The sequence below is a fragment of the Pseudomonas sp. P7779 genome, assembly GCF_013386315.1.
In the GTDB taxonomy this organism is placed as follows: domain Bacteria; phylum Pseudomonadota; class Gammaproteobacteria; order Pseudomonadales; family Pseudomonadaceae; genus Aquipseudomonas.
On sequence record NZ_JACARZ010000040.1, the window covers coordinates 81,298 to 102,613 of the forward strand.

Below are 21,316 nucleotides of genomic sequence, written 5' to 3' on the forward strand. Positions count from 1 at the left end.
TTCCCTATCGTTACGGAGCATGAATGCCATGAAGAATCGTCCCGAGCACGCCGTTGGTTACCGCACCGCTTTGTTCTTTGGCGCCTGTATGGCCGCCGCGCTATTGGCCGGCCAGGCCCATGCCTCCGGTGACGAATCGGCGCCGCCCAAGCCCAACTGCCCCAAAGGCCAGGTCTGGGATACCAAGACCGGCAAGTGCGTGCTGCAAACCAGCAAGGCCACGTCGGACGCCGACCGCACCGACTACGCCTACCGCCTGGCCAAGGACGGGCGTTACGAAGAAGCCCTGTCACTGCTCGACACCCTGCAAAACCCGAACACCGCCAAGGCCCTGAACTACCGCGGCTACGCCACCCGCAAACTGGGGCGCACCGATGAAGGCATCAGCTACTACCTGAAGTCCGTGGCACTGGACCCCAACTACGCACAAGTCCGTGAGTACCTGGGGGAGGCCTACGTCATCAAGGGCCGTGTGGACCTGGCCCAGGAGCAACTGGTGAAGATCAAGGCGTTGTGCAGCACCACCTGCGAAGAGTACGAAGACCTGGCTGAAGCCATCGCCGCCGCGCCTCAGGCTTGAACCTGTGAGCGAACAGTCGGGAGATTGCCATCACCACAGACGCTGAGTTGCGCCGAGAGTTGAGCCAGCTGTTGCCACGTTTATGGCGATACGGGCTGGTGCTGTCGCGACAAAAGCATGTGGCTGATGACCTGGTGCAAGCCACCTGCGTGCGGGCGTTGGAGCGTGCAGGCCAGTTCGTGGCTGGCACGCGGCTGGACCGCTGGTTGCTGACGATCATGCATTCGATCTGGCTTAACGAATTGCGCGCCCAGCGAGTACGGCAAGGGCAGGGGTTTGTCGACGCCGAGCAGGCGTTGTCGTTCGACGGTGAAGCCCTGGCTCAGGACCAGGTCCTTGCCGCACAGGTGATCAAGCGCGTCAATGCATTGCCCGAAGCGCAGCGGGAGACTGTTTTTCTGGCCTACGTCGAAGGCCTCTCATACAAGGAAATTGCCGAAGTCCTGCATATTCCCGTAGGAACGGTGATGAGCCGGTTGGCCGCTGCACGCATGAAGCTGGCTGAAACTGCGCACTCAAGCGGCTTGTTGGATAAATCGAGCGGAGAACGACGATGACTCAAAATACACCACCGTCGGATGAACTGCTGGTGGCTTACCTGGACGGTGAGTTAGACCCTCGGCAGCGTCAGGTTATCGATAACCTGCTGGGGATCGATCCTGCCGTGACCGCCCGCTTGGAGCTGCTCAAGCGCGGCCACTTGCCGTTCAAATCAGCCTTCGATTCGGTTCTCGATCAAGCCCCTACAGAGCGTTTGCAGGTGATGCTCGATGCCTTGCCGCCGGCACAAACACCCACCCTGAGTCGACGCAAATTTCTCGCGGTAGCAGCAAGCTTTGCGGTGGCCGGTGTGGTCGCTGATCGATTGTTCATGACCTGGCCCCGGCCTGAGCCCGGTTCGGGCTGGCGTGCCTCGGTTGCCGAATACATGGCGCTGTATACGCCCCAGACCCTGGAAAACCTCAGCGCCGATCCCGACTCCCATATCGCCCAGCTGAGTTCGGTCGGGACCCAGCTCGGCCTGCCGTTGAACCCGGATGCAGTACACCTGCCTGGCGCCGAATTTCGCCGCGCACAAATCCTTGATTATGACGGCGTACTAATCGGCCAACTGACCTACCTCGACGCGCGCCACGGCCCGCTGGCGCTGTGCATTACGGCGGCGAAAAAAGGTGTGGTGGCCATGGCCACCGAACAGCGCCGGGGCATGAACGTGGTGTTTTGGTCCAGCCCGTCCCATGCGTTCATGTTGATTGGCAGAAACCCGTTCGAGGATTTGCAGATCATGGCGCGCAGTGCCGAGAAGGCTTTGTCGGCATAGCGTCAATGAGACGATGAGGGCGTCTGCAACGCCCGCCACCGAGCCGGCGTCGTCCCCTCCCAGGAACGAAACGCACGATAAAACGAGTTGGTATCTTCATAGCCCACCAGGCACGCGATCTCGTCTATCTCAATCGACGGCTCGGTGAGCAGATGCCGCACTACTTCCTGGCGGGTTTCCAGCATCAGTTGCCGAAAACTGGTGCCGGCCTCGGTAATGCGCCGTTGCAACGTGCGTTCGCTCATGCCCAGCTCCCGCGCTACCTCGACCATCTCGGGGCGGCCACTGGCCAGGAAGCGCTTGAGGGTGATCTTGACCTGATGGCTGATGCTGGCTGGTGTCGAGGCTTCGGCAAGCGCTGCCACCAGGCCCGGGTTCAGCATTTCGAGCATTTGCGGGTTGTAACCCGGAAAAGGTCGGTCCAGATCAGCGGCGTCCAGTATCAGCGCGTTGCGCCCGGCACCAAAACGCACGGAGCAACCGAAAAACTCGGCCAGTGCACGGCTGCCATCGTCCGGGCGAGCCAGTTCGACCTGCAGGGGAGTGATCTGCGTCCGTGCTCCCCGTCGCCCCAATTCAACAAACGTCGCAAACGCCGCATCCACCAGCAGCGCAGGCGGTAATTCTGGCGTGTGCAACCAGTCGATGGTCACCGTACAGGCACGGCCATCCTCGCAAACCAGCAGGCGCTCGGGTGTGCACAATTGCTTGAAGCGGGCGAGGCGGTGCAGGCCATCGCGATAATCCCGGGCGATAAAAGCGGCAAAGCTGGAGGGTGGAAGCGCGGTGATATCCAGCCGCGTCACCAGTAATATCCCGACAGCCGGATCAGGATTAAGTATGCGCACCGCCTCCCACAAGCGAAAGAACTCCAGCGTCGTCACCTGCCGCCGGTCTCGCCGCTCGCGGATATGCAGGGTCATGGGCAAGCGTGCCTGACGCAACACCACCGACGGCTCCAGCCCGACGCTCTGCAGCGCCAGCCAGAACACATCCGGTATGTTGAAACGGGGTTGGGTCACGTCAGGCATGCGCCACCTTTTTCAAAAGCGTGAGATTAATCCGAGGCTGACACGCTGAGGTCATGCCACTTCTTATCCGACTCGGCCAAGTCTGCCGCTGCCCGGGCGGCGTATTGCACGGCATCGCTGCCGATCAGCAAGCGTAGCGGGGCGTCTTTGTTCAGTGCCAGCTCCAGCACGATTTCGGCAACCCGGTCCGGACCCGTCGGCAGGATGCCGGGGGAGTTGAGCAATTCAACCAGGGCGCCGACCGTTTGTTGGTAGGGCTCACTGATGGCCGGAATCGTCATGGAACTGCCCGACCAGTCCGTGCGCATGCCGCCCGGCTCCAGCACGGTCACCTGGATGCCCAGTGGCGTGACTTCCTGTGCCAGTACTGTGGAAAATCCACCGACTGCCCATTTCGCACTCTGATACGCGGCCAGGCCGGCCATGCCGATGCGGCCACCCAACGACGATACCTGGAAGATATGCCCACGGCCCTGGGCGCGCAGCACCGGCACCACCGCCTTGCTCACGTGCACCACACCATAGAAGTTGGTGCTGATCTGCGCGGAAAAATCCTCCAGCGTCACATCTTCCACCGACGCCAGGTCACCGTAGCCGGCGTTATTGACCACCACATCCAGGCGACCAAAATGTTTCACCGCGGCATCCACCGCTTCCAGCACCTGCTGGTTATTGGTCACGTCCAGCGTGACCGGATAAATCGCCTCGCCGTATTCGGCCACCAGGTCATCCAACTGCTTGGGATTGCGCGCGGTGGCAACCACACGATCACCGGCGCGCAGGGCGGCTACGGTAATCGAGCGGCCGAGGCCGCGGGAACTGCCGGTGATAAACCATATCCTGGACATTCGAACACCTCTTCGTTTGAGACTGCGGGAGTAACTTGTGAACGAATGATGGTCGACGGGCCTCTCTCATACACTAGCAAGAGGCCGCCAAGTGACTTGCATATCACGCCATTTATTCTGCGGCCAACCGTGCCGACAGGCTTTCGATAAACACCGTCTCCGCCCGGCTCATCTTCTGCTCACGGTTCCACAGCAGGTGGATATCCACGTCGGTAATCCCTTCGTCTGGCGGCAAGCGCCAGAGCAACCCATGCTTCACATCCTCGGCCACCACATGAATCGGCAGGCAGCCCAGGCCAAACCCGGCAATCACCAGGCGCCGCACTTCCTCCAGGCTGGAGGACGACGCCACGATGCGCCCGCTGAAGCCCTGCTGGTCGCGAAAGATCGTCAACGGCGAGAGCATCCCGCCGATCTGGTCGCTGGTAAAACTCACGAAGTTCTCCGACTGCAAATCTCCCTCCGCCAGCCCGGTGCGTCCGAACAACGGGTGATGCCGCCCGCAAAAAAATGCATAACGCTGACGCAGGAACAGGTGCTGCTCCAGCCGTGGTTGCGGCCGGCGATTGAGGCTCAGGCCCAGCGTCGCGGTTTTCTCCAGCAGGGCGGCGACGATGTCAGAGCTGCGCATCACCTCAACGTCCAGGTCGACCCGGGGATGCTGGCGATGGAAGTCCGCCAGGAAGTCATCAAAGGTGTCCGAACTGATCCGGCTGATCATCAGCAACCGCACTTTGCCAAGCACCTCGTCGCCAGGCTTTTGCAGGGCGTTGCTCATCTGCGAGACCTGGCCATACATCTCGCCGGCGATCGCGAAAATCTGCTCGCCGGCTTCGGTCAGCACGAAGCGCGGGCCGCGCCGGGCGATCAACTGGCAGTCGAGCTGTTCTTCCAGGCGCTTGAGCGCCTGGCTGATGGCCGGCTGGGTGAGGTGCAGGCGGGCGGCGGCGCGACTGATGCTCAACTCCTGGCCGATCACCCGGAAGGTGCGCAACAGGTTCCAGTCCAGGCGGTCATTGAGCAGCGGATGAACATCGCGGCGATTTTCAGGCATGTCGACAGCTCGATAATAAGCAGGATTTATAATCGGAATAATAAATAGAAAATTGACTAATCATAGGGCCGAGACGAAAAATCACCCTCAACCAGCGCCATCAGAGCGCGTACGCCAGACCTTTCTCCTGCCAAAAAAATAACCAAAGGAGCCAGCCCCATGAAGCCTTCCGCTTCGCCGCAGCCGCGCCGTGCCGCGGCCGCCGCTTTCATCGGCACCATGATCGAGTGGTACGACTTTTACATCTACGCCACCGCCGCCGCGCTGGTGTTCGGTCAATTGTTCTTCCCTTCCGACGACAAACTGTTCAGCACCATGGCCGCGTTCGGCACCTTTGCCGTGGGCTTTTTCGCCCGGCCATTGGGCGGCATTGTGTTTGGGCATATCGGTGACCGTATCGGTCGCAAGAAATCCCTGGTGATCACGCTGGTGATGATGGGCGTGGTCACCGTATGTATCGGCCTGTTGCCGACCTACGCGCAGATCGGCGTCGCGGCGCCGGTGTTGCTGGTGCTGCTGCGCATCGTGCAGGGCATCGCCGTTGGCGGCGAGTGGGGCGGGGCGGTGCTGATGGCCGGCGAACATGCACCCAAAGGCCGTCGCAATTTCTTTGCCTCCTTTGCGCAACTGGGTAGCCCGGCGGGTTTGATCCTGTCGTTGCTGGCCTTCAGTGCGGTAACCCGTCTGCCGGAAGCCGACCTGCTCAGTTGGGGCTGGCGCGTGCCGTTCCTGGCCAGTGCCTTGTTGTTGATCGTCGGCCTGGCGATCCGCCTGGGCGTCAACGAATCCCCCGAGTTCTTGGAAGACAAAGCCAAGGCCGAAAAGGCCCGGACCATCACTCAGGATCAGGCCCCGGTGATCGAAGTGCTGAAAACGGCCTGGCGCCCGCTGCTGCTGTGCATCGGCGCCAACACCCTGGGGATTGCCGGGGTGTATTTCACCAACACCTTCATGATTGCCTACACCACCCAGCAACTTAACCTGCCGCGCTCGTTGATTCTGGAATGCCTGTTTGTCGTGGCCATCATCCAGTTCTGTGTCCAGCCGCTGGCGGCCTGGGTGGCGGAGAAGGTCGGTGCCACTCGTTTTCTGTGTGCGATGAGCGTGCTTGCGATGGCCTCGCCTTATCCGATGTTCGTGCTTGTCAGCAGCGGCCAGGCGCCATTGATCATCCTCGGCATCGCCCTGGCCGTGGTGTGCATGGCCTCGTTTTATGCGGTGATTGCAGGCTTCGTCAGCGGCTTGTTCGAAACCCGCGTGCGCTACACCGCCATCTCCCTGGCCTACCAAGTGTGCGGCGCACTGGCCGGTGGCCTCACGCCGTTGATCGGCACCTGGCTGGCCCATGAATACCAGGGCCAGTGGTGGCCGATGGCTGTGTTCTACAGCGCGATCGCGGCGGTTTCGCTGCTGTGCGTACTTGCGTTGTCCCGGCGTCACGCCACCGCCCACCGTCTTGAAATGGCTTGAAGCGTTTGATTGGAGAATGTGTATGTTGAAGATTAATGGCGAGCGCCTGTGGGCCAGCCTGATGGCCATGGCCGAAATCGGCGCCACGGCCCGCGGTGGCAGTTGCCGCCTGGCGTTGAGCGCCGAAGACCAGGCGGGCCGCGCACTGTTCAGCCGCTGGTGTGAAGAGGCCGGGCTGACCCTGAGCGTCGATGCCATCGGCAACCTGTTCGCCCGCCGGGCTGGCACCGACCCTGAAGCTGCGCCGGTGATGATGGGCAGCCACCTCGACACCCAGCCGGAAGGCGGGCGTTTTGATGGCGTCTATGGTGTGCTGGCCGGACTGGAAGTGATCCGCAGCCTCGACGACCACGGCATCAAGACCCGCAAACCGCTGGAAATCGCGGTGTGGACCAACGAGGAGGGCGCCCGGTTTACCCCGGCCATGCTCGGCTCGGCCGTGTTCACCGGCACCTTGGCGTTGGATAACGCGCTGGCCACCCGGGATGTCGCCGGTGTCAGCGTGGCGGATGCGTTGCGCAGCACCGGCTACAACGGCGAGCGCCCCTTGGGTGGCGCGGTGGATGCGTATTTTGAAGCGCACATCGAGCAAGGTCCTATTCTGGAAGACAACGCCAAGAGCATTGGCGTGGTCACCGGTGGGCAGGCGATTCGCTGGCTCGACGTGCGCGTGGAAGGCATGGCCGCCCATGCCGGGACCACGCCGATGCCACTGCGCAAGGACGCCTTGTACGGCGCCGCGAAGATGATCCAGTCGCTGGAAAACCTGGGGGCTGATTTTGCGCCTGAGGGCCTCACGACCGTGGGTGAATTGAGCATCGCCAAGTCGTCGCGCAACACCATTCCCGGCTTGCTGAATTTTACCGTCGACCTGCGTCATCACCGCGACGCCGACATAGAAGCCATGGAGCAACAGGTGCGTGCCCGCTTGCAGGACATCGCCGCCCAACGTGGTCTGAGCGTCACCGTCAGCCCGCACTGGATCAGCCCGGCGACACCGTTTGATGCCGAGTGTGTCGCCTGTGTGCAGTCCGCCGTGGATGCGTTGGGTTATGCCCAGCAATCGATTGTCAGCGGTGCTGGCCATGACGCCATCCACCTGGCGCGGTTCTGCCCCACGGCGATGGTGTTCATTCCGTGCGTGGGAGGCTTGAGTCATAACGAAGCCGAAGATGTGCTGCCCGAGGATGTTCGCCAGGGCACCGATGTATTGCTCAATGCCGTGTTGAAACGTGCCGGCCAGGCTAATTAACGAAACATTTCTGCAAGGTTGAACACGATCAAAATGTAGGAGCTGGCTTGCCTGCGATAGCGGTGGTTCAGGCAACAAATTTGTATCTGAGCCACCGCAATCGCAGGCAAGCCAGCTCCTACAGGTCCGGTGTTCAACCGCAGATGTGTGCCCATCAGGAGAAATCCCATGCGTACTTATTTCCACCCCGAACAACTCCTGCACCATCCTCGCAGCTACTACTCCCGTGGCCAGATGCGTACCCCGCAGGAAGTCCCGGAGCGCGCCCGCAATCTGCTGCTGGCCGCGCAAAACCTGGGCTTCGACATCCAGCAACCCCACGACCACGGCCTTGATCCACTGCTGGCTGTGCACGGTGCGGCCTACCTGGCCTTCCTCCAGGAAGCCCACCAGCGCTGGAAAGAAATCCCCGAAGACTGGGGCGACGAAGTCATGTCCAACATCTTCGTGCGCGAGCCCAACGCCCTGCGCGGCATCCTTGCCCAGGCGGCGCGCTACCTCGCCGACGGCAGTTGCCCGATTGGCGAACTCACCTGGCGCTCGGCCTATTGGTCCGCCCAAAGCGCCGTCGCTGCCGCCCGGGACATCCTCGACGGCGCACCCGCGGCCTACGCGCTGTGCCGCCCGCCAGGCCACCACGCGCGTTTTGATGCAGCCGGTGGGTTCTGCTATATCAACAACGCGGCGGTTGCGGCGCAGGCGTTGCGCGCTGGCTTCGAGCGCGTCGCCGTGCTCGACACCGACATGCACCATGGGCAAGGCATCCAGGAGATTTTCTACGAGCGTGATGACGTGCTGTACGTGTCGATTCATGGCGACCCGACCAACTTCTATCCGGGGGTTGCAGGCTTTGCGGAGGAGCGCGGCGCAGCCAAGGGGGAAGGCTTCAACCTCAACCTGCCGATGGCGCATGGCGCGAGTGAGGCGGTGTTTTTCCAAAAGCTGGAACTGGCATTGAAGGCAGTGAAGGACTTCTCGGCGGACGTGCTGGTGTTGTCGCTGGGGTTCGATATCTACGAGCTGGATCCGCAAAGCAAAGTGGCGGTGACGCGGGAAGGATTTGCGCGGCTGGGGGAGTGCATTCGTGGATTGGGGTTGCCGTGTGTGATCGTGCAGGAGGGCGGGTATCACCTGGAAACGCTGGACAGTAATGCTCAGGCGTTTTTTGCAAGTGCGCAGGCGTGGTCGATGTAACCCGCTGAATAAAGCGCCCCGGACTGCCTTGGAAATACATTCAAGGCGCGTCCGACCCGTGGGCCTTTTACGTCGATAATTTATATCTCTTAACTTCTGGTCGACACCCCTAAAGTCCCGCCCTGACTGGCCGAAACTCTGTCATACGATGTCGTATGCCCATAATGAGAACAATCGCCATGTCGCTCCGCAGCCTGTCCATCGCCCGCCGTGCGGGTCTCGGTTTTGCCTTGATTGCCTTGCTCGTGGCGCTGTTGGGGTTCTTTGCGCTCTCGAACATGGCAAGCATCCGCGAAAGCGCCGTGCAGGTTGAAAGTGGCCTGGTGCCGAAAATGCGCCTGGTCTCGGATATCCGCGAAATCATGCTGCGCATCCGCACTATTTCCCTGCGCATGGCCCTTGATCCCAATCCCGCGAGCCTCTCGCAATACCGCAGCCAGATGGACACCCGCAGCCAGGATCTGACGAAGAAACTGGCCGACCTGAATGCGGTGATTGATACCCCCGAGGTACGCAATCTTTATGATCAGTTCCAGGTCTCCCTGCGTCAGTATCAGCAAGGTCTCACTCAGTCATTCATCCTCGCCGACAAGCAGCAGACCGCCGAGCTGAACAAGTTGCTGCTGGTGGACATGAAGACCGTGGTCGACGGTTCCGGCAATCAGCTCAATGCCCTGGCCGACTATTACAACGCCCAGATAAACCTGCAGGGCCAGACGGCCGAGTTGCAGTACAGCCGCTCGCGCACGATGGTCTTCGGCTTCGTGCTGCTGGCCGCGTTGAGCACCGTGGCCTTGGCCTGGTTGCTGACGCGTAGCATTGTCGGCCCGCTCAGCCACGCGGTGCGCGTCGCAGAAAACGTCGCCCAAGGCGACCTGACGCAAACCGTTGAAGTGACCGGCGATGACGAAGTGACGCGCCTGCTGGTGGCGTTGCAGACCATGCAAGGCAGCCTGCGCAGTACCTTGCAGCTGATTCGCCAGTCGGCCGGGCAGATGGCCGCGTCGGCCACCGACCTCAACGGCATCACCGACCAGAGCAGCCGCAGCCTGCAAAAGCAGACCGCTGAAATCGAGCAAGCCGCCACCGCGGTCAACGAGATGACCTCGGCCGCCGATGAGGTGGCACGTAATGCAGTCTCCACTTCCGAATCCACCCGGCTCTCCAATGAAACGGCCCGTGACGGCCAGCAGCGCGTCGGCGAAACCGTCAGTGCGATTCAGGCGTTGAGTACCAACATCGGTGAAACCTCGAGCCTGGTGCAAAACCTCGCCGATCAATCGCGGGACATCGGCAAGGTGCTCGATGTGATTCGCTCCATCGCCGAGCAGACCAACCTGTTGGCCCTGAACGCCGCCATCGAGGCGGCGCGTGCCGGTGAGTCCGGACGTGGCTTTGCCGTGGTGGCCGACGAAGTGCGTGCGCTGGCCCATCGCACCCAGCAATCGACCCTGGAAATCGACCAGATGGTCACCGCGATGCGCAGTGGCTCCAGCGAGGCACTGACCTCAATGCAATCGAGCACCCAGCGGGCCAGCGAAACCTTGATCCTGGCCGAAGGCGCCGGTGGAGCCTTGAGCCAGATCACCGACTCCATCGACCAGATTCACCAGCGCAACCTGGTCATCGCCAGCGCCGCCGAGGAGCAGGCCCAGGTGGCCAAGGAAGTGGACCGCAACATCGTCAATATTCGTGACCTGTCTGCGCACTCGTCTTCGGGAGCGGGGCAGATCAACGGGTCGAGCCAAGAGCTGGCGCGCTTGGCCGTGTCGCTCAATGAGGCGGTGGCGCGGTTTCAGCTGTAACCGGGTCTAGTCGTGCCACGGATGGCACCAGCTCCAGGATCCGGTCACGACCCCCTTCGGCCACCAGGTACGTTCCCTTCGTCGTACGCACAATCGACTGTGGCGCCTTCAGGAAAGACAGAATCGTCTGCTGGCGTCCTTGCTTGTCGATCAACAACAAACGCGCGCGGTGGGTGGAATCCTCGTTGATCCATAACCCGCGTTCATCGCACATCAGGAAGGTGGGTTTGTTCAATTGGCTCAGTACCACTGGATCGCTACCGTCCTCGGTTAATTCGCGGACCACACCCTTCTTCTTTTCCGTGTAGAGCATGCGCCCATCGGTACAGCGAACGATCGACTCGCCTTCGCTGAGTTGGTCACGCACGACGCTCAAGGTCTTGTCGCTCCAGCGATAGCGCAGTATGCGGGCAGCTACCTTGCGGTCTTCGATGGCGTAAAGGAACTCGCCGTCGTCCCACAGCCCTTGCACGCTGTCGCCCTTGAACAGCTCGGTAACGACGCCGTCCTTGAGGAAACTGACCGGCGCGCCGTCCACTTCCTGGCTGAATACCCAACCGCCTTGAGTGGCGACCATCCCATCCGGTTTGGATAAATTTCCTACCACCTGTTCGCGTTTTCCGTCGGGCAAGATGCGCACGATACTGCCAAGGCTGTTGCTCAATTCCTGGCTGACCATCAGCGAACCGTCAAGCATTGGCATCAGCGACGCAGCCTTTTCCACATTGCGGTGGATCACTTGCACACTCCAGTTATTGGCAGCGCTGACCGGATAGAAACTTTGCCAGGCGAAGAAGCTCAGGGTGGCAAGGCAGAGCAACCCCAGTAGCCACAGACCCAGAAGAAGCGCGCGATAGAGAGGCGCTGGGTTGGAAGTCCTTTTTATTGTGTTATCCATTGAGTGCGCTGCCGGTAGGTAGTCGTGAATAGAAAAGATCTGAATATAAATTAATTGTCGTGGTCACCTGCAAGAGGGCTGCATATCGTGCCCCACCTGAAACGTCTCTGGGAATCACCTGATCCCTCTGGCAAGCCACTGGCGGTATAGCTTACGGGCGACTTCCATTCGCGCGATAAGGATAACCAGCCAGATCATCCCGCCCATCGAGAGCAAGGCGAACCACAGCAGGAGCCCGCGCTGTTCGCTCAAACCGTCGCGCACGTATTTACTGTAGTTTTTATCGATAAAAAATGAGCAGATGACGTCGAGCTTTTCTTCTGGCAGACCGGGAAGGATGAAGGCTTGCAGAGACCCTGATGACCGACATTGCTCAACAGTGAGCCTTGCGTCGGACCATATCCCGAACTTCACGTTTTCTTCGGAGAGGTAGAATGATGGCGACTCCGGAGAGTTTTTCAGTGACACCATCAAATACCCGGATTCAATCAAAGGTGGAGTGATCGCTACGCCTGCCAGCAGCACGATGGCCAACAAGAAACAGCAATTGGTCCTCCATTGCGCGAACCTTCTGGTGATGAAGCTCAAGGCAGTGAAGTCGCTCCAGTCAATGTAGCGCTTCACTCGACCGAAATCGCGTGGGGTGAATCCATTGTTGTACATCCACTCTTCAGCCGAGTCTGCATCCTGCAAGGTGTTTGCAGGAATGTTGAACTCATAGCGGTAGTACTCCAGCTCACGGAGGTCCTTGCGCATGCGTTCGAAACGTTCGGTTTCGAAGTGCGGCTGCCCACCAAAAAAACGCCAAATCCAGTCGCGCAGAAACAACAGAGAGCCGGAGCGTCGGTAGATGAAACAAAGCAGCCACACAACGGCGAGTAGAGTAACGATGCCGCTGAATGCAGGGAAATTTTCAACATACCAAGTCAGCGGTGTGCTTTTGGAGATTGGGGCGGTCATGGCTTAATCCTTAGTCATAACGAGTCGAACGCGCGATTCTAGGCAAACTGGGCAGAGGTGTCTTTGCTTCAGGAAAAACAGGAAGAAGCTGACTTGCACGTAGGAAGCCGGACAGCATCAAGAGGTCATTGAACTGAAACGCTTATACGGTGTGCAGATTCACGTAGACCTGCTGATCAAGGGTTTTGACGGTGCCAGCGAGCGTGTGAAGCTTGATGCCAGTTTTGCGATAATTGACGCCCTAATACCCGAGACCTATGATCAAGCCCAGCTCACTGAGCTGTTAGCAGAGGCAGGATTTTTGTATACGGCAGATACCGGAAAAACCCAGCCTGTTGCTGGGTTTTTTGCATCTGAGCGTTTTTCTCCCGCGACTACCCAACGGCCCACTCGATGATCATCAACTTCGACCTCAACGACCTCCAGGCCTTTCGCGCCGTCGTAGACAAGGGCAGTTTCCGTGCGGCGGCCGAAGCCATCCGTATCTCCCAGCCGGCCCTCAGCCGGCGTATCGAGAAGCTCGAATCCGCCCTCGACGTCAAACTCTTCGAACGCACCACGCGCCGGGTCAGCCTGACCATGGTCGGCCGCGCGTTCCTGCCGCAAGTCGAGCGCATGCTCGATGACCTGGACATCGCCCTGATGGGCATCAGCAACGTCGCCTCGACTCGCATGGGCAATGTCACCATCGCCTGTGTGCCGTCCACCGCGTACTACTTCATGCCCCACGTGATCTCCGAATTCCACAAGCTCTATCCGAAGATTCGCCTGCGGGTCCTGGACGCGAGTGCGGGCGAGGTGTGTGCGGCGGTGGAAAGTGGCGAGGCGGATTTCGGCGTGAGTTTCAGCGGCAGCCTGGCAGACGGGGTGGAGTTCGAGCTGCTGTTGCAGGAGCGTTATGTACTGGCCTGTCGCCGGGAGCATCCGCTGGCGGACCGCGCCAGTGTGACGTGGGCCGAGGCGTACGAGCACGACTACATCACCGTGGACAAGACCTCAGGCAACCGCTTCCTGCTGGACCAGGCCCTGCGCGGCGTGCGGGTGAAGAAACCAAGCATCTGCGAAACCCATCACGTGACGACCATGATCGGGCTGGTGGAGGCGGGGCTTGGGGTGGCGATGGTGCCGTCGATTGCGATGCCGGGCGGCGAACATCCGATTCTGACGAGCGTGCCGCTGGTGGAGCCGGAGGTGGTGCGCAACGTGGGGTTGATCAAGCGCCGCGGGCGTACGTTGACGCCGGCGGCACTGGAACTGGAGCGGTTGACGCGGGAGATGCCGTTCCGGTCAGTGTGAGACCGAATCCAGGCCGGTGGATTGCACCACGGGTTGCGCCTGGGGCGAGGCGAGGAATTGCAGGAGCTTTTTCGCCTGCGCCGGGTGCTGCGCATTTACCGGAATGCCGGCGGCAAAACGGGTGACGGACTGCACGTCTTCAGGGATCTTTCCGACGTAGGTCACGCCTGGAATTGGCAGCAGTTCGGACACCTGTTGCAAGCCCACTTCGTAATCACCCTTGGCCACCTGTGAGGCCACCGGGATGCGTTCGATCATGGTGCCCTTGGACGGCATGCCGAGCTTCTTGAACAGTTCCTTTTCGACGTAGACGCCGCTGGCGCTGTCCGAGTACGCGACGGATTTGGCGTTGGTCAGTACCGTCTTCAGTTCGGCATCGGTGGCAATCGAGGGCTTGGCCGCGCCTTCCTTGACCACCAGGCCGATGCGCGAGTCCGCCAGTTCAACCCGGGACGCTTTGTCGACCTTGCCTTGCTTGATCAGCTCATCCAGGGCGTAGCCGACCATGATCACCACGTCGGCGTGTTCGCCACGGGCCAGGCGGTTGGGAATCGCTTCCGGCGCCTTGCCCATCGACGGGCCGAGGATGGTGTCGAGGGTGTCGCCGCTCTGGGTGGCGTATTGCGCACCCAGCACCTTGTAGGCAGCGGTGAAGCCGCCGGAGGTCATGACTTTCAGCTCTTCGGCGTGGGCGACCATCGCCAGGGAACCGATCGCCAGTACCGCCAGTGTTTTCAGCATGGGGTTCATCAGTGCGACTCCTCAGGCAACTTGCAGACGGGCGCTGGCGCGGCGATACAGCGCGAACGTCGCGCACAGGGCGCACAGCGCGGCGAACATCAGCCAGTAGGCGGGCGATGCCTTGTCGCCCGTCTCGTGGATGAACCAGGTGGAAATCGCCGGGGTAAAACCGCCGAAGATCGCGGTCGCCAGGCTATAGGCCAGGGAGAAGCCGGCCACACGCACTTCCACCGGCATGATCTCGGTCAGGGCCGGGATCATGGCACCGTTGTACATGCCGTAGAGGAAGGAGAACCACAGCAGGGTTTCCAGCATGTGCGCGAAGCTTGGCGCATTGACCACGTAGGAAAGTGCCGGGTAAGCGGTCAGCACGGTCAAAGCAGTCATGGCGATCAGCACCGGCTTGCGGCCAAAACGGTCACTGAGGGTGCCACCGATGGGCAGCCAGATGAAGTTCGACACGGCCACCAGCAGGGTCACCAGCAGGGCGTCGGCGGTGGTCAGGTTGAGTACGGTTTTGCCGAAGGTGGGTGCGTACACGGCGATCAGGTAGAAGGCCGTGGTGGTCATCGCCACCATCATCATGCCGCCGATCACGATGGTCCAGTTCTTCACCAGGGTGGCCAGCACTTCGCGCATGGTCGGGCGATGCTTGCGGTTGGCGAACTCTTCGGTTTCCTGCAGGTTGCGGCGCAGGACGAAGATGAACGGGATGATCACGCAGCCGATGGCGAACGGAATGCGCCAGCCCCAATCGGCAACCACGGCTGGTTCCATCCACTGGTTCAGGCCATAACCCAGGGCGGCCGCGACCACGATGGAGATCTGCTGGCTACCCGATTGCCAGCTGGTATAGAAACCCTTGCGGCCCGGGGTGGCCATTTCGGCCAGGTACACCGACACGCCGCCCAGTTCGGCACCGGCCGAGAAACCTTGCAACAGCCGGCCCATCAGCACCAGCAGCGGTGCCCACAAACCAATGGTGTGATAGCCGGGCACCAGCACGATCAGCAGGGTGCCACTGGCCATGATCGCCAGGGTCACGATCAAGCCTTTGCGACGGCCCACATCATCGATGTACGCGCCGAGGATGATAGCCCCCAGCGGACGCATCAAAAAGCCCGCGCCGAACACGGCGAAGGTCATCATTAATGACGCAAATTCATTAGCGGCAGGGAAGAAGGCGGCGGCGATATAGGTGGCATAGAAACCGAACAGAAAGAAGTCGAACTGTTCGAGAAAGTTGCCGGAGGTGACGCGAAAGACCGCGCCGACTTTGGAGCGGGCAGAGTCAGGCCGTGAAGGGTTTTGCATTTTCTTGTGTCTCCAGCGTTCTTTTTAAAGTGCTTGTTTCGCTTAAGACCGCGGATAGTGGCTGACACATTTGGAAATGATAAGTGAGTTGTTTACATGTATTGATGCGTCGTGGTTATCAATTGCCGGATGCACACAAAACCGCTCCCTCATCTATGCTTGCCCAGTGTGTCCAATTCTTACGGATGGGAGGTGGGGATGAGCAACGAACAGAAGCAGCGCGAAGAGTTGGAGCAGGAGCGGGCGAGGAAGCTTCGCGAGGAAGAAAAGCCGCAGACCTGGAAGCATCCGGACGATGGCACCGAGCTGTCCGAGCGCGATCAGGAGCGCCCGCTCAGGCCTTGATGCAGGCATTTCATTGTGGCGAGGGAGCTTGCTGTGGCGAGGGAGCAAGCTCCCTCGCCACATTACGATTCACTGAATCGGCATTCCCAACTCCACCAGCGTGCCATCTGGGCACCGCACACTAGAAACAACCTTTGCGCCTCCCCACGCCGCCCTTGAAGTTCATCCCGCCCTGCGAAGCAGAGGGTGGTGTCGCCGGTATCCCGCTCGCCATAGATCCCTGATTAATACCGTCGACGGCGACTGAAGCCATACCGTCAACGGGAAACTATTTGACATATTTGATTTGTGATCACATATTGGAGCCATAAGAACGACAACACAGGTTTTGACTCATGACAGATGGCCCGCTACTCCTTCCGACCTTGCGCCAGGTGTCCCGCGATACCTTGCAAGACCAGGTCTATCGCCAGATCCGCGAAGCCTTGATGAGTGGTCGTTTCCAGCCCGGCCAGAAACTCACCATCCGCGGCCTTGCCGAAGCCCTCGGCTCCAGCCCCATGCCAGTGCGCGAAGCCCTCCAGCGCCTCAGCGCCGAAAACGCCTTTGAAGTCACCGAAACCTCCCGCCTGCGGGTACGCATGATGACGGTCGAACGCCTGCGGGAAATCCGCGATGCGCGGGTCGCCCTGGAAGGTTTGCTGGCAGAAAAGGCCGTATTGCTCCTGGAAAAAGCCGACCTCGACGAAATCTCCGACCTCTGCCAACAGATGCAACAGGCCGCCGACGAAGTCGACGTTTCCCGCTACCTGTGGACCAACTTCGCCTTTCACCGTCGGATCTATGCCGTCGCCCAGGCCGAATTGACCATGGCCGCCGTGGAAAACTTCTGGCTGCACATGGGCCCGTGTTTTGCCCTGGTCGCCCCCGATAAAGCTCACTTGCAACGCTCGATGGAGGCGCATACGCGCATCGTCGAAGCCCTGGCCGCCCGCGATGGCGCCGGTGCCCGCGCGGCCGTGACCGATGACATCATGCAGGCCGCCGATTCCCTGGCGCGCCTGCTCGTCAAGAACGACCGTTCGCGGTCGTCTGTTTCAGGAGGTAAACGTGCATGAGTGTCCTACAGCGGCTGCAGCCTTATCCTGGGTTACGTGTGTTGATTTCCGGCGGGGCTGCCGGCATCGGTGAAGTGTTGGCGGCGGCCTATCTGGAGGCGGGTGCCAAGGTGCATGTGTGTGATGTCAGCGAAGCGGCCCTGGCGGCGTTTCGCGACAAGTACCCGGGCACTGTCGCCACCCGTGCCGACGTGAGCGATGCCGCGCAGATCGAGGCGGTGTTCCAGGTGCAGCGCGAGCAATTCGGCGGGCTGGATGTGCTGGTCAACAACGCCGGGATTGCCGGGCCCACCGGCGGCATCGACGCCATCAGCGATGCCGAGTGGCAAGCCACGATCAATATCAACCTGACGGCGCAATACCGCTTTGCCCACCACGCGGTGCCGATGCTCAAGGAATCGTCCCACGGCCATCTGCTGCATATCGCCTCGGTCGCCGGGCGCCTCGGCTACGCCTGGCGCACGCCATATGCGGCGACCAAATGGGCCATCGTCGGCCTGATGAAATCCCTGGCCTCGGAGCTGGGCGAAAGCGACATCCGCGTCAACGCCTTGCTGCCCGGTATCGTTGAAGGCCCGCGCATGGACGGCGTGATCCGCGCCCGTGCCGAACAGGTCGGTGTGCCGGAAGCCGAGATGCGCCAGGAATACCTGAACAAGATCTCCCTCAAGCGCATGGTCACCGCCGAAGACGTCGCGGCCATGGCCTTGTTTCTCTGCTCGCCCGCCGCCCGCAATGTCACCGGCCAGGCGATCAGTGTCGACGGTAACGTCGAGTACCTGTAGGCCGCGTCAGCGTTTAGCCAGGGAAGAACACACAAGTTACACCCGGGATTTTTTTCATAAGAATAAAAGTCGGAGAATCGTCATGTCCAAAAATCGTCCTGTGATCATCACCTGCGCCGTCACCGGTGCCATCCATACGCCGTCGATGTCGCCGCATTTGCCGATCACCGCGCAGGAAATTGCCGACGCCGCCATCGGTGCCGCCGAAGCCGGCGCCGCCATTGTCCACCTGCATGCCCGTGATCCCATCGATGGCCGTCCCAGCCAGGACCCCGCGCTGTTCGCCGAATTCCTGCCGCACATCAAGGCCGCCAGCGACGTGGTGATCAATATCACCACCGGCGGCGCACCGACCATGGGCGTCGAAGAACGCCTGCAACCGGTGATCCAGTTCAAGCCGGAACTGGCCTCGCTGAACATGGGCTCGATGAACTTCGGCCTGTACGAAATGCTCAACCGCTTCACCGAGTTCAAGCATGACTGGGAGCGTCCGTACCTGGAAGAAAGCGACGACCGGATCTTTCGCAATACCTTCCGCGACATTACCCACATCCTCAATTCCTGCGCCGAGAACCGCACCCGTTTTGAAATCGAGTGCTACGACATCGGCCACCTGTACACCGCCGCCCATTTCCTGGAGCGCGGCCTGCTGAAACCACCGTTGTTTATCCAGTCGGTATTCGGTTTGCGCGGTGGCATCGGCGGGCACCCGGAAGACCTGGCCCATATGCGCCGCACCGCCGACCGCCTGTTTGGCGACGACTACGTGTGGTCGATCCTCGGCGCCGGCCGTGGGCAGATTCCGCTGGCCACCATGGGCCTGTCCATGGGCAGCAACGCCCGGGTCGGCCTGGAGGATTCGCTGTGGGATGGCCCGGGCAAACTGGCCGCGTCCAACGCCGACCAGGTACGGCGCATTCGCACAGTGATCGAAGCCCTCGGCCATCAGGTCGCCACGCCGGATGAAGCGCGGGAAATCCTCGGGCTCAAGGGGCGTGACCAGGTCAATTTCTAAGTGATAAACCGGCCGCGTCACGGCGCGGCCATGCCCATCCCGCACAACAACAAAAAAGGGGATAACACCATGCGTATCGAAGTGCTTGTGGACGTGAAGACCACCCTGGGCGAAGGCCCGGTGTGGGACGTCGAACAACAACGGTTGTACTGGATCGACAGCGCCGACGGCCGGATCCTGCGCTGCACCGAGGATGGGCGCGAATTGCGCGCCTGGGATGTGGGCCAGAAAATCGGCTCCATGGCCCTGCGCCATAGCGGCGAGCAAGCCATCGTCGCCCTGCAAAACGGCGTGCACCTCCTGGACCTCAACAGCGGCGAACTGGTCCTGGTGATCGACCCGGAACCCGCACTACCCAACAACCGCCTCAACGACGGCAAGGTCGACCGCCAGGGGCGCTATGTCTTCGGCTCCATGGACACCCTCGAAGACAGCGCCAGCGCCAAACTCTACCGCCTCGACGCGGACCTGAGCCTGCACACCCTGGACGAAGGCATCATCGTGTCCAACGGTCCGTGCTGGAGCCCGGCGGGCGATACGTTCTACTTTTGCGACACTTGGTCCGGCGAGATCTGGGCCTATGACTACGACCCAGCCAGCGGCGCGGTGAGCAATCGACGCACCTTCGCCAAGGTCGATACCAGCGGCGGTGGCGCTGCCGACGGCTGCACCGTGGATGCCGAAGGCTGCCTGTGGCAGGCGCTGGTCTACGCCGGAAAACTGGTGCGCTACACACCCGACGGCGAGGTCGACCGGATCATCCAGATGCCGGTGAAAAAGGTCACCAGCCTGACCTTTGGCGGGCCGAACCTGGACACCCTGTTTGTCACCTCCATGGCCAAGCCACCGTTGCCGCGTTTCCCGGCCGACGGTCAGCAGCGCGGGGCGCTTTTTGCGATCACCGGGCTGGGCGTGCAAGGAATAGCCGAGCGACGGTTCGCCAGCTAGCGCGTTTTTTTCAACAAGGCACTTTCCTTTCGCAACCTTGTGTCAGTGCGCGCCCTCGCGCGCCTGGAGAAACCCATGGCAACCTTGAAAAAAGCCTCGCTGCGCAGTATTCACCGGCACTCCTGGGTGTCGCTGCTGGTGTGCTGGATGATCTGGATCCTCAACGCCTACGACCGTGAGATCGTGCTGCGCCTGGGGCCGACCATCTCCAAGCATTTCGATTTGTCGGCCGACCAGTGGGGCACCATGGCCACGGTGATCATGCTCGCCCTGGCCCTGCTGGATATTCCCGGCTCGATGTGGAGTGACCGCTACGGCGGTGGCTGGAAGCGCGCACGGTTCCAGGTGCCGCTGGTGCTGGGCTACACGGCTATTTCGTTCCTCTCCGGGTTCAAGGCCCTGAGCGGCAACCTCGCGACCTTTATCGCGCTGCGGGTCGGCGTCAACCTCGGCGCAGGCTGGGGCGAGCCGGTGGGCGTGAGCAACACCGCCGAATGGTGGCCGGTGGAGCGTCGTGGTTTTGCCCTTGGCGCGCACCACACCGGTTACCCGATCGGCGCCATGCTCAGTGGCATCGTCGCCAGCTTTGTCATCAGCACCTTCGGTGAAGACAACTGGCGCTACGTGTTCTTCTTCGCGTTCGTGGTGGCGTTGCCGCTGATGATTTTCTGGGCGCGCTATTCCACCGCCGAACGCATCACCGCGCTGTACGTCGACATCGCCGCCAAGGGCATGACCCCGCCGGACAACGCACCGGCCAGCCAAGTGAAGGGCCACGCCTGGCGCACGTTTATCGCCACGTTGCGCAACCGCAATATCGCCCTGACGGCGGGTAATACGATGCTGACCCAAGTCGTGTACATGGGCGTCAACATCGTGCTGCCGGCGTACCTGTACAACATTGCCGGGCTGTCCCTGGCCGAGTCGGCGGGGATGAGCGTGGTGTTCACCTTGACCGGGATTCTCGGGCAACTGGTGTGGCCGTCGCTGTCGGACATCATTGGCCGGCGCGTCACCCTGATCATCTGCGGGGTGTGGATGGCGGCCAGTGTCGGTGCGTTCTACTTCGCCAATACCCTGACCCTGATCATCGTCGTGCAACTGCTGTTCGGCCTGGTGGCCAACGCAGTGTGGCCGATCTACTACGCGGTGGCCTGCGACTCGGCCGAGCCGTCGGCGACCTCCACCGCCAATGGCATCATCACCACCGCGATGTTTATCGGTGGCGGCCTGGCGCCGGTGCTGATGGGCAGCCTGATTGCCATGGGCGGCGGCTGGACCACCTTGCACGGCTACACGGTGTGCTTCTTCGTGATGGCCGGCTGCGCCCTGGGCGGGGCGCTGCTGCAACTGTTTTCCCATCGCCCGCCGGCGCTGGTTGCGCAACTCGAACCCTAGAAC

General features: G+C 61.1%; 21 protein-coding genes and 1 pseudogene. 15 read left to right on the top strand and 7 right to left on the bottom strand.

What is annotated here, in order from left to right:
- The first annotated feature begins 28 nt into the window (after positions 1–28).
- From HX869_RS13540 to HX869_RS13550, 3 genes are read left to right on the top strand one after another with little or no spacing between them, the layout of a single operon-like run.
- Positions 29–580 carry a tetratricopeptide repeat protein gene (locus tag HX869_RS13540; RefSeq protein WP_017479232.1) on the top strand — a complete coding sequence of 184 codons (552 nt, stop codon included), beginning with the start codon at positions 29–31 and terminating at the stop codon, positions 578–580.
- Between the two features lie 59 nt (positions 581–639).
- Positions 640–1,137: an RNA polymerase sigma factor gene (locus HX869_RS13545; RefSeq protein WP_003211943.1), complete on the top strand. Its 498-nt coding sequence runs from the start codon at positions 640–642 to the stop codon at positions 1,135–1,137.
- Positions 1,134–1,901 (top strand): anti-sigma factor, encoded by a 768-nt coding sequence (locus HX869_RS13550; RefSeq protein ID WP_178903195.1) that lies wholly within the window; start codon positions 1,134–1,136, stop codon positions 1,899–1,901. The genes HX869_RS13545 and HX869_RS13550 overlap by 4 nt, the downstream gene beginning before the upstream one ends.
- Before the next feature lie 2 nt (positions 1,902–1,903).
- Here HX869_RS13550 and HX869_RS13555 read toward each other — a convergent pair whose 3' ends face one another.
- The 3 genes from HX869_RS13555 to HX869_RS13565 all read right to left on the bottom strand — a co-directional run bounded on the left by HX869_RS13555 (position 1,904) and on the right by HX869_RS13565 (position 4,834).
- Positions 1,904–2,932, bottom strand: coding sequence for an AraC family transcriptional regulator (locus HX869_RS13555; RefSeq protein ID WP_177068338.1), 1,029 nt, complete (start codon positions 2,930–2,932; stop codon positions 1,904–1,906).
- Between the two features lie 26 nt (positions 2,933–2,958).
- Positions 2,959–3,780, bottom strand: a complete 822-nt coding sequence (locus HX869_RS13560) for an SDR family NAD(P)-dependent oxidoreductase (protein WP_008437872.1) — start codon at positions 3,778–3,780, stop codon at positions 2,959–2,961.
- Positions 3,781–3,892: 112 nt separating this feature from the next.
- Positions 3,893–4,834 carry a LysR family transcriptional regulator gene (locus HX869_RS13565; protein ID WP_003211934.1) on the bottom strand — a complete coding sequence of 314 codons (942 nt, stop codon included), beginning with the start codon at positions 4,832–4,834 and terminating at the stop codon, positions 3,893–3,895.
- A 159-nt stretch (positions 4,835–4,993) separates the two neighbouring features.
- Here HX869_RS13565 and HX869_RS13570 point away from each other — a divergent pair, with 159 nt between their 5' ends.
- The 5 genes and pseudogenes from HX869_RS13570 to HX869_RS31835 all read left to right on the top strand — a co-directional run bounded on the left by HX869_RS13570 (position 4,994) and on the right by HX869_RS31835 (position 10,555).
- Positions 4,994–6,304, top strand: a complete 1,311-nt coding sequence (locus HX869_RS13570; RefSeq protein WP_177040325.1) for an MFS transporter — start codon at positions 4,994–4,996, stop codon at positions 6,302–6,304.
- A gap of 22 nt (positions 6,305–6,326) precedes the next feature.
- A complete protein-coding gene (locus HX869_RS13575; RefSeq protein ID WP_178903196.1) occupies positions 6,327–7,556 on the top strand; it encodes a Zn-dependent hydrolase in 1,230 nt (409 codons plus the stop codon).
- Positions 7,557–7,724: 168 nt separating this feature from the next.
- Entirely contained in the window at positions 7,725–8,750 is a 1,026-nt protein-coding gene (locus tag HX869_RS13580; protein ID WP_177035881.1) for a histone deacetylase family protein, read from the top strand.
- 179 nt (positions 8,751–8,929) lie between these two features.
- Positions 8,930–9,697: pseudogene (locus tag HX869_RS31830) on the top strand (MCP four helix bundle domain-containing protein); the annotation flags it as partial.
- Positions 9,698–9,745: 48 nt separating this feature from the next.
- Positions 9,746–10,555, top strand: a complete 810-nt coding sequence (locus tag HX869_RS31835) for a methyl-accepting chemotaxis protein (RefSeq protein WP_372865333.1) — start codon at positions 9,746–9,748, stop codon at positions 10,553–10,555.
- Here the strand turns inward: HX869_RS31835 and HX869_RS13590 are convergent.
- The gene (locus HX869_RS13590; protein ID WP_178903198.1) at positions 10,524–11,375 is read right to left on the bottom strand and encodes a hypothetical protein; all 852 of its coding nucleotides are present in this window, start codon (positions 11,373–11,375) and stop codon (positions 10,524–10,526) included. The two genes, HX869_RS31835 and HX869_RS13590, sit on opposite strands and share 32 nt — an antisense overlap.
- A 192-nt stretch (positions 11,376–11,567) precedes the next feature.
- The gene (locus HX869_RS13595; RefSeq protein WP_003211924.1) at positions 11,568–12,413 is read right to left on the bottom strand and encodes a DUF6216 family protein; all 846 of its coding nucleotides are present in this window, start codon (positions 12,411–12,413) and stop codon (positions 11,568–11,570) included.
- 393 nt (positions 12,414–12,806) lie between these two features.
- On the opposite strand from HX869_RS13595, the gene HX869_RS13600 reads away from it, so the two are divergent.
- The gene (locus HX869_RS13600) at positions 12,807–13,709 is read left to right on the top strand and encodes a LysR family transcriptional regulator (RefSeq protein WP_008437881.1); all 903 of its coding nucleotides are present in this window, start codon (positions 12,807–12,809) and stop codon (positions 13,707–13,709) included.
- Here HX869_RS13600 and HX869_RS13605 read toward each other — a convergent pair.
- Positions 13,701–14,459 carry a substrate-binding domain-containing protein gene (locus HX869_RS13605; protein ID WP_087692592.1) on the bottom strand — a complete coding sequence of 253 codons (759 nt, stop codon included), beginning with the start codon at positions 14,457–14,459 and terminating at the stop codon, positions 13,701–13,703. The two genes, HX869_RS13600 and HX869_RS13605, sit on opposite strands and share 9 nt — an antisense overlap.
- A gap of 12 nt (positions 14,460–14,471) precedes the next feature.
- A complete protein-coding gene (locus tag HX869_RS13610) occupies positions 14,472–15,764 on the bottom strand; it encodes an MFS transporter (protein ID WP_178903199.1) in 1,293 nt (430 codons plus the stop codon).
- A 198-nt stretch (positions 15,765–15,962) separates the two neighbouring features.
- Between HX869_RS13610 and HX869_RS13615 the strand changes: the two genes are divergently transcribed.
- From HX869_RS13615 to HX869_RS13640, 6 genes are all read left to right on the top strand, one after another.
- A complete protein-coding gene (locus HX869_RS13615; protein WP_003211914.1) occupies positions 15,963–16,109 on the top strand; it encodes a hypothetical protein in 147 nt (48 codons plus the stop codon).
- 335 nt (positions 16,110–16,444) lie between these two features.
- On the top strand, positions 16,445–17,167 hold the full coding sequence (locus HX869_RS13620) for a GntR family transcriptional regulator (RefSeq protein ID WP_003211913.1): 723 nt from the start codon (positions 16,445–16,447) through the stop codon (positions 17,165–17,167).
- On the top strand, positions 17,164–17,952 hold the full coding sequence (locus HX869_RS13625; protein ID WP_087692590.1) for an SDR family oxidoreductase: 789 nt from the start codon (positions 17,164–17,166) through the stop codon (positions 17,950–17,952). Before HX869_RS13620 ends, HX869_RS13625 begins: the two co-directional genes overlap by 4 nt.
- Before the next feature lie 82 nt (positions 17,953–18,034).
- Positions 18,035–18,967: a 3-keto-5-aminohexanoate cleavage protein gene (locus HX869_RS13630; RefSeq protein ID WP_178903200.1), complete on the top strand. Its 933-nt coding sequence runs from the start codon at positions 18,035–18,037 to the stop codon at positions 18,965–18,967.
- Positions 18,968–19,036: 69 nt separating this feature from the next.
- Entirely contained in the window at positions 19,037–19,915 is an 879-nt protein-coding gene (locus HX869_RS13635; protein WP_178903201.1) for an SMP-30/gluconolactonase/LRE family protein, read from the top strand.
- 75 nt (positions 19,916–19,990) lie between these two features.
- Complete coding sequence (locus HX869_RS13640; RefSeq protein WP_003211904.1) at positions 19,991–21,313, top strand: MFS transporter; 1,323 nt, start codon at positions 19,991–19,993, stop codon at positions 21,311–21,313.
- The last annotated feature ends 3 nt before the right edge of the window (positions 21,314–21,316 follow it).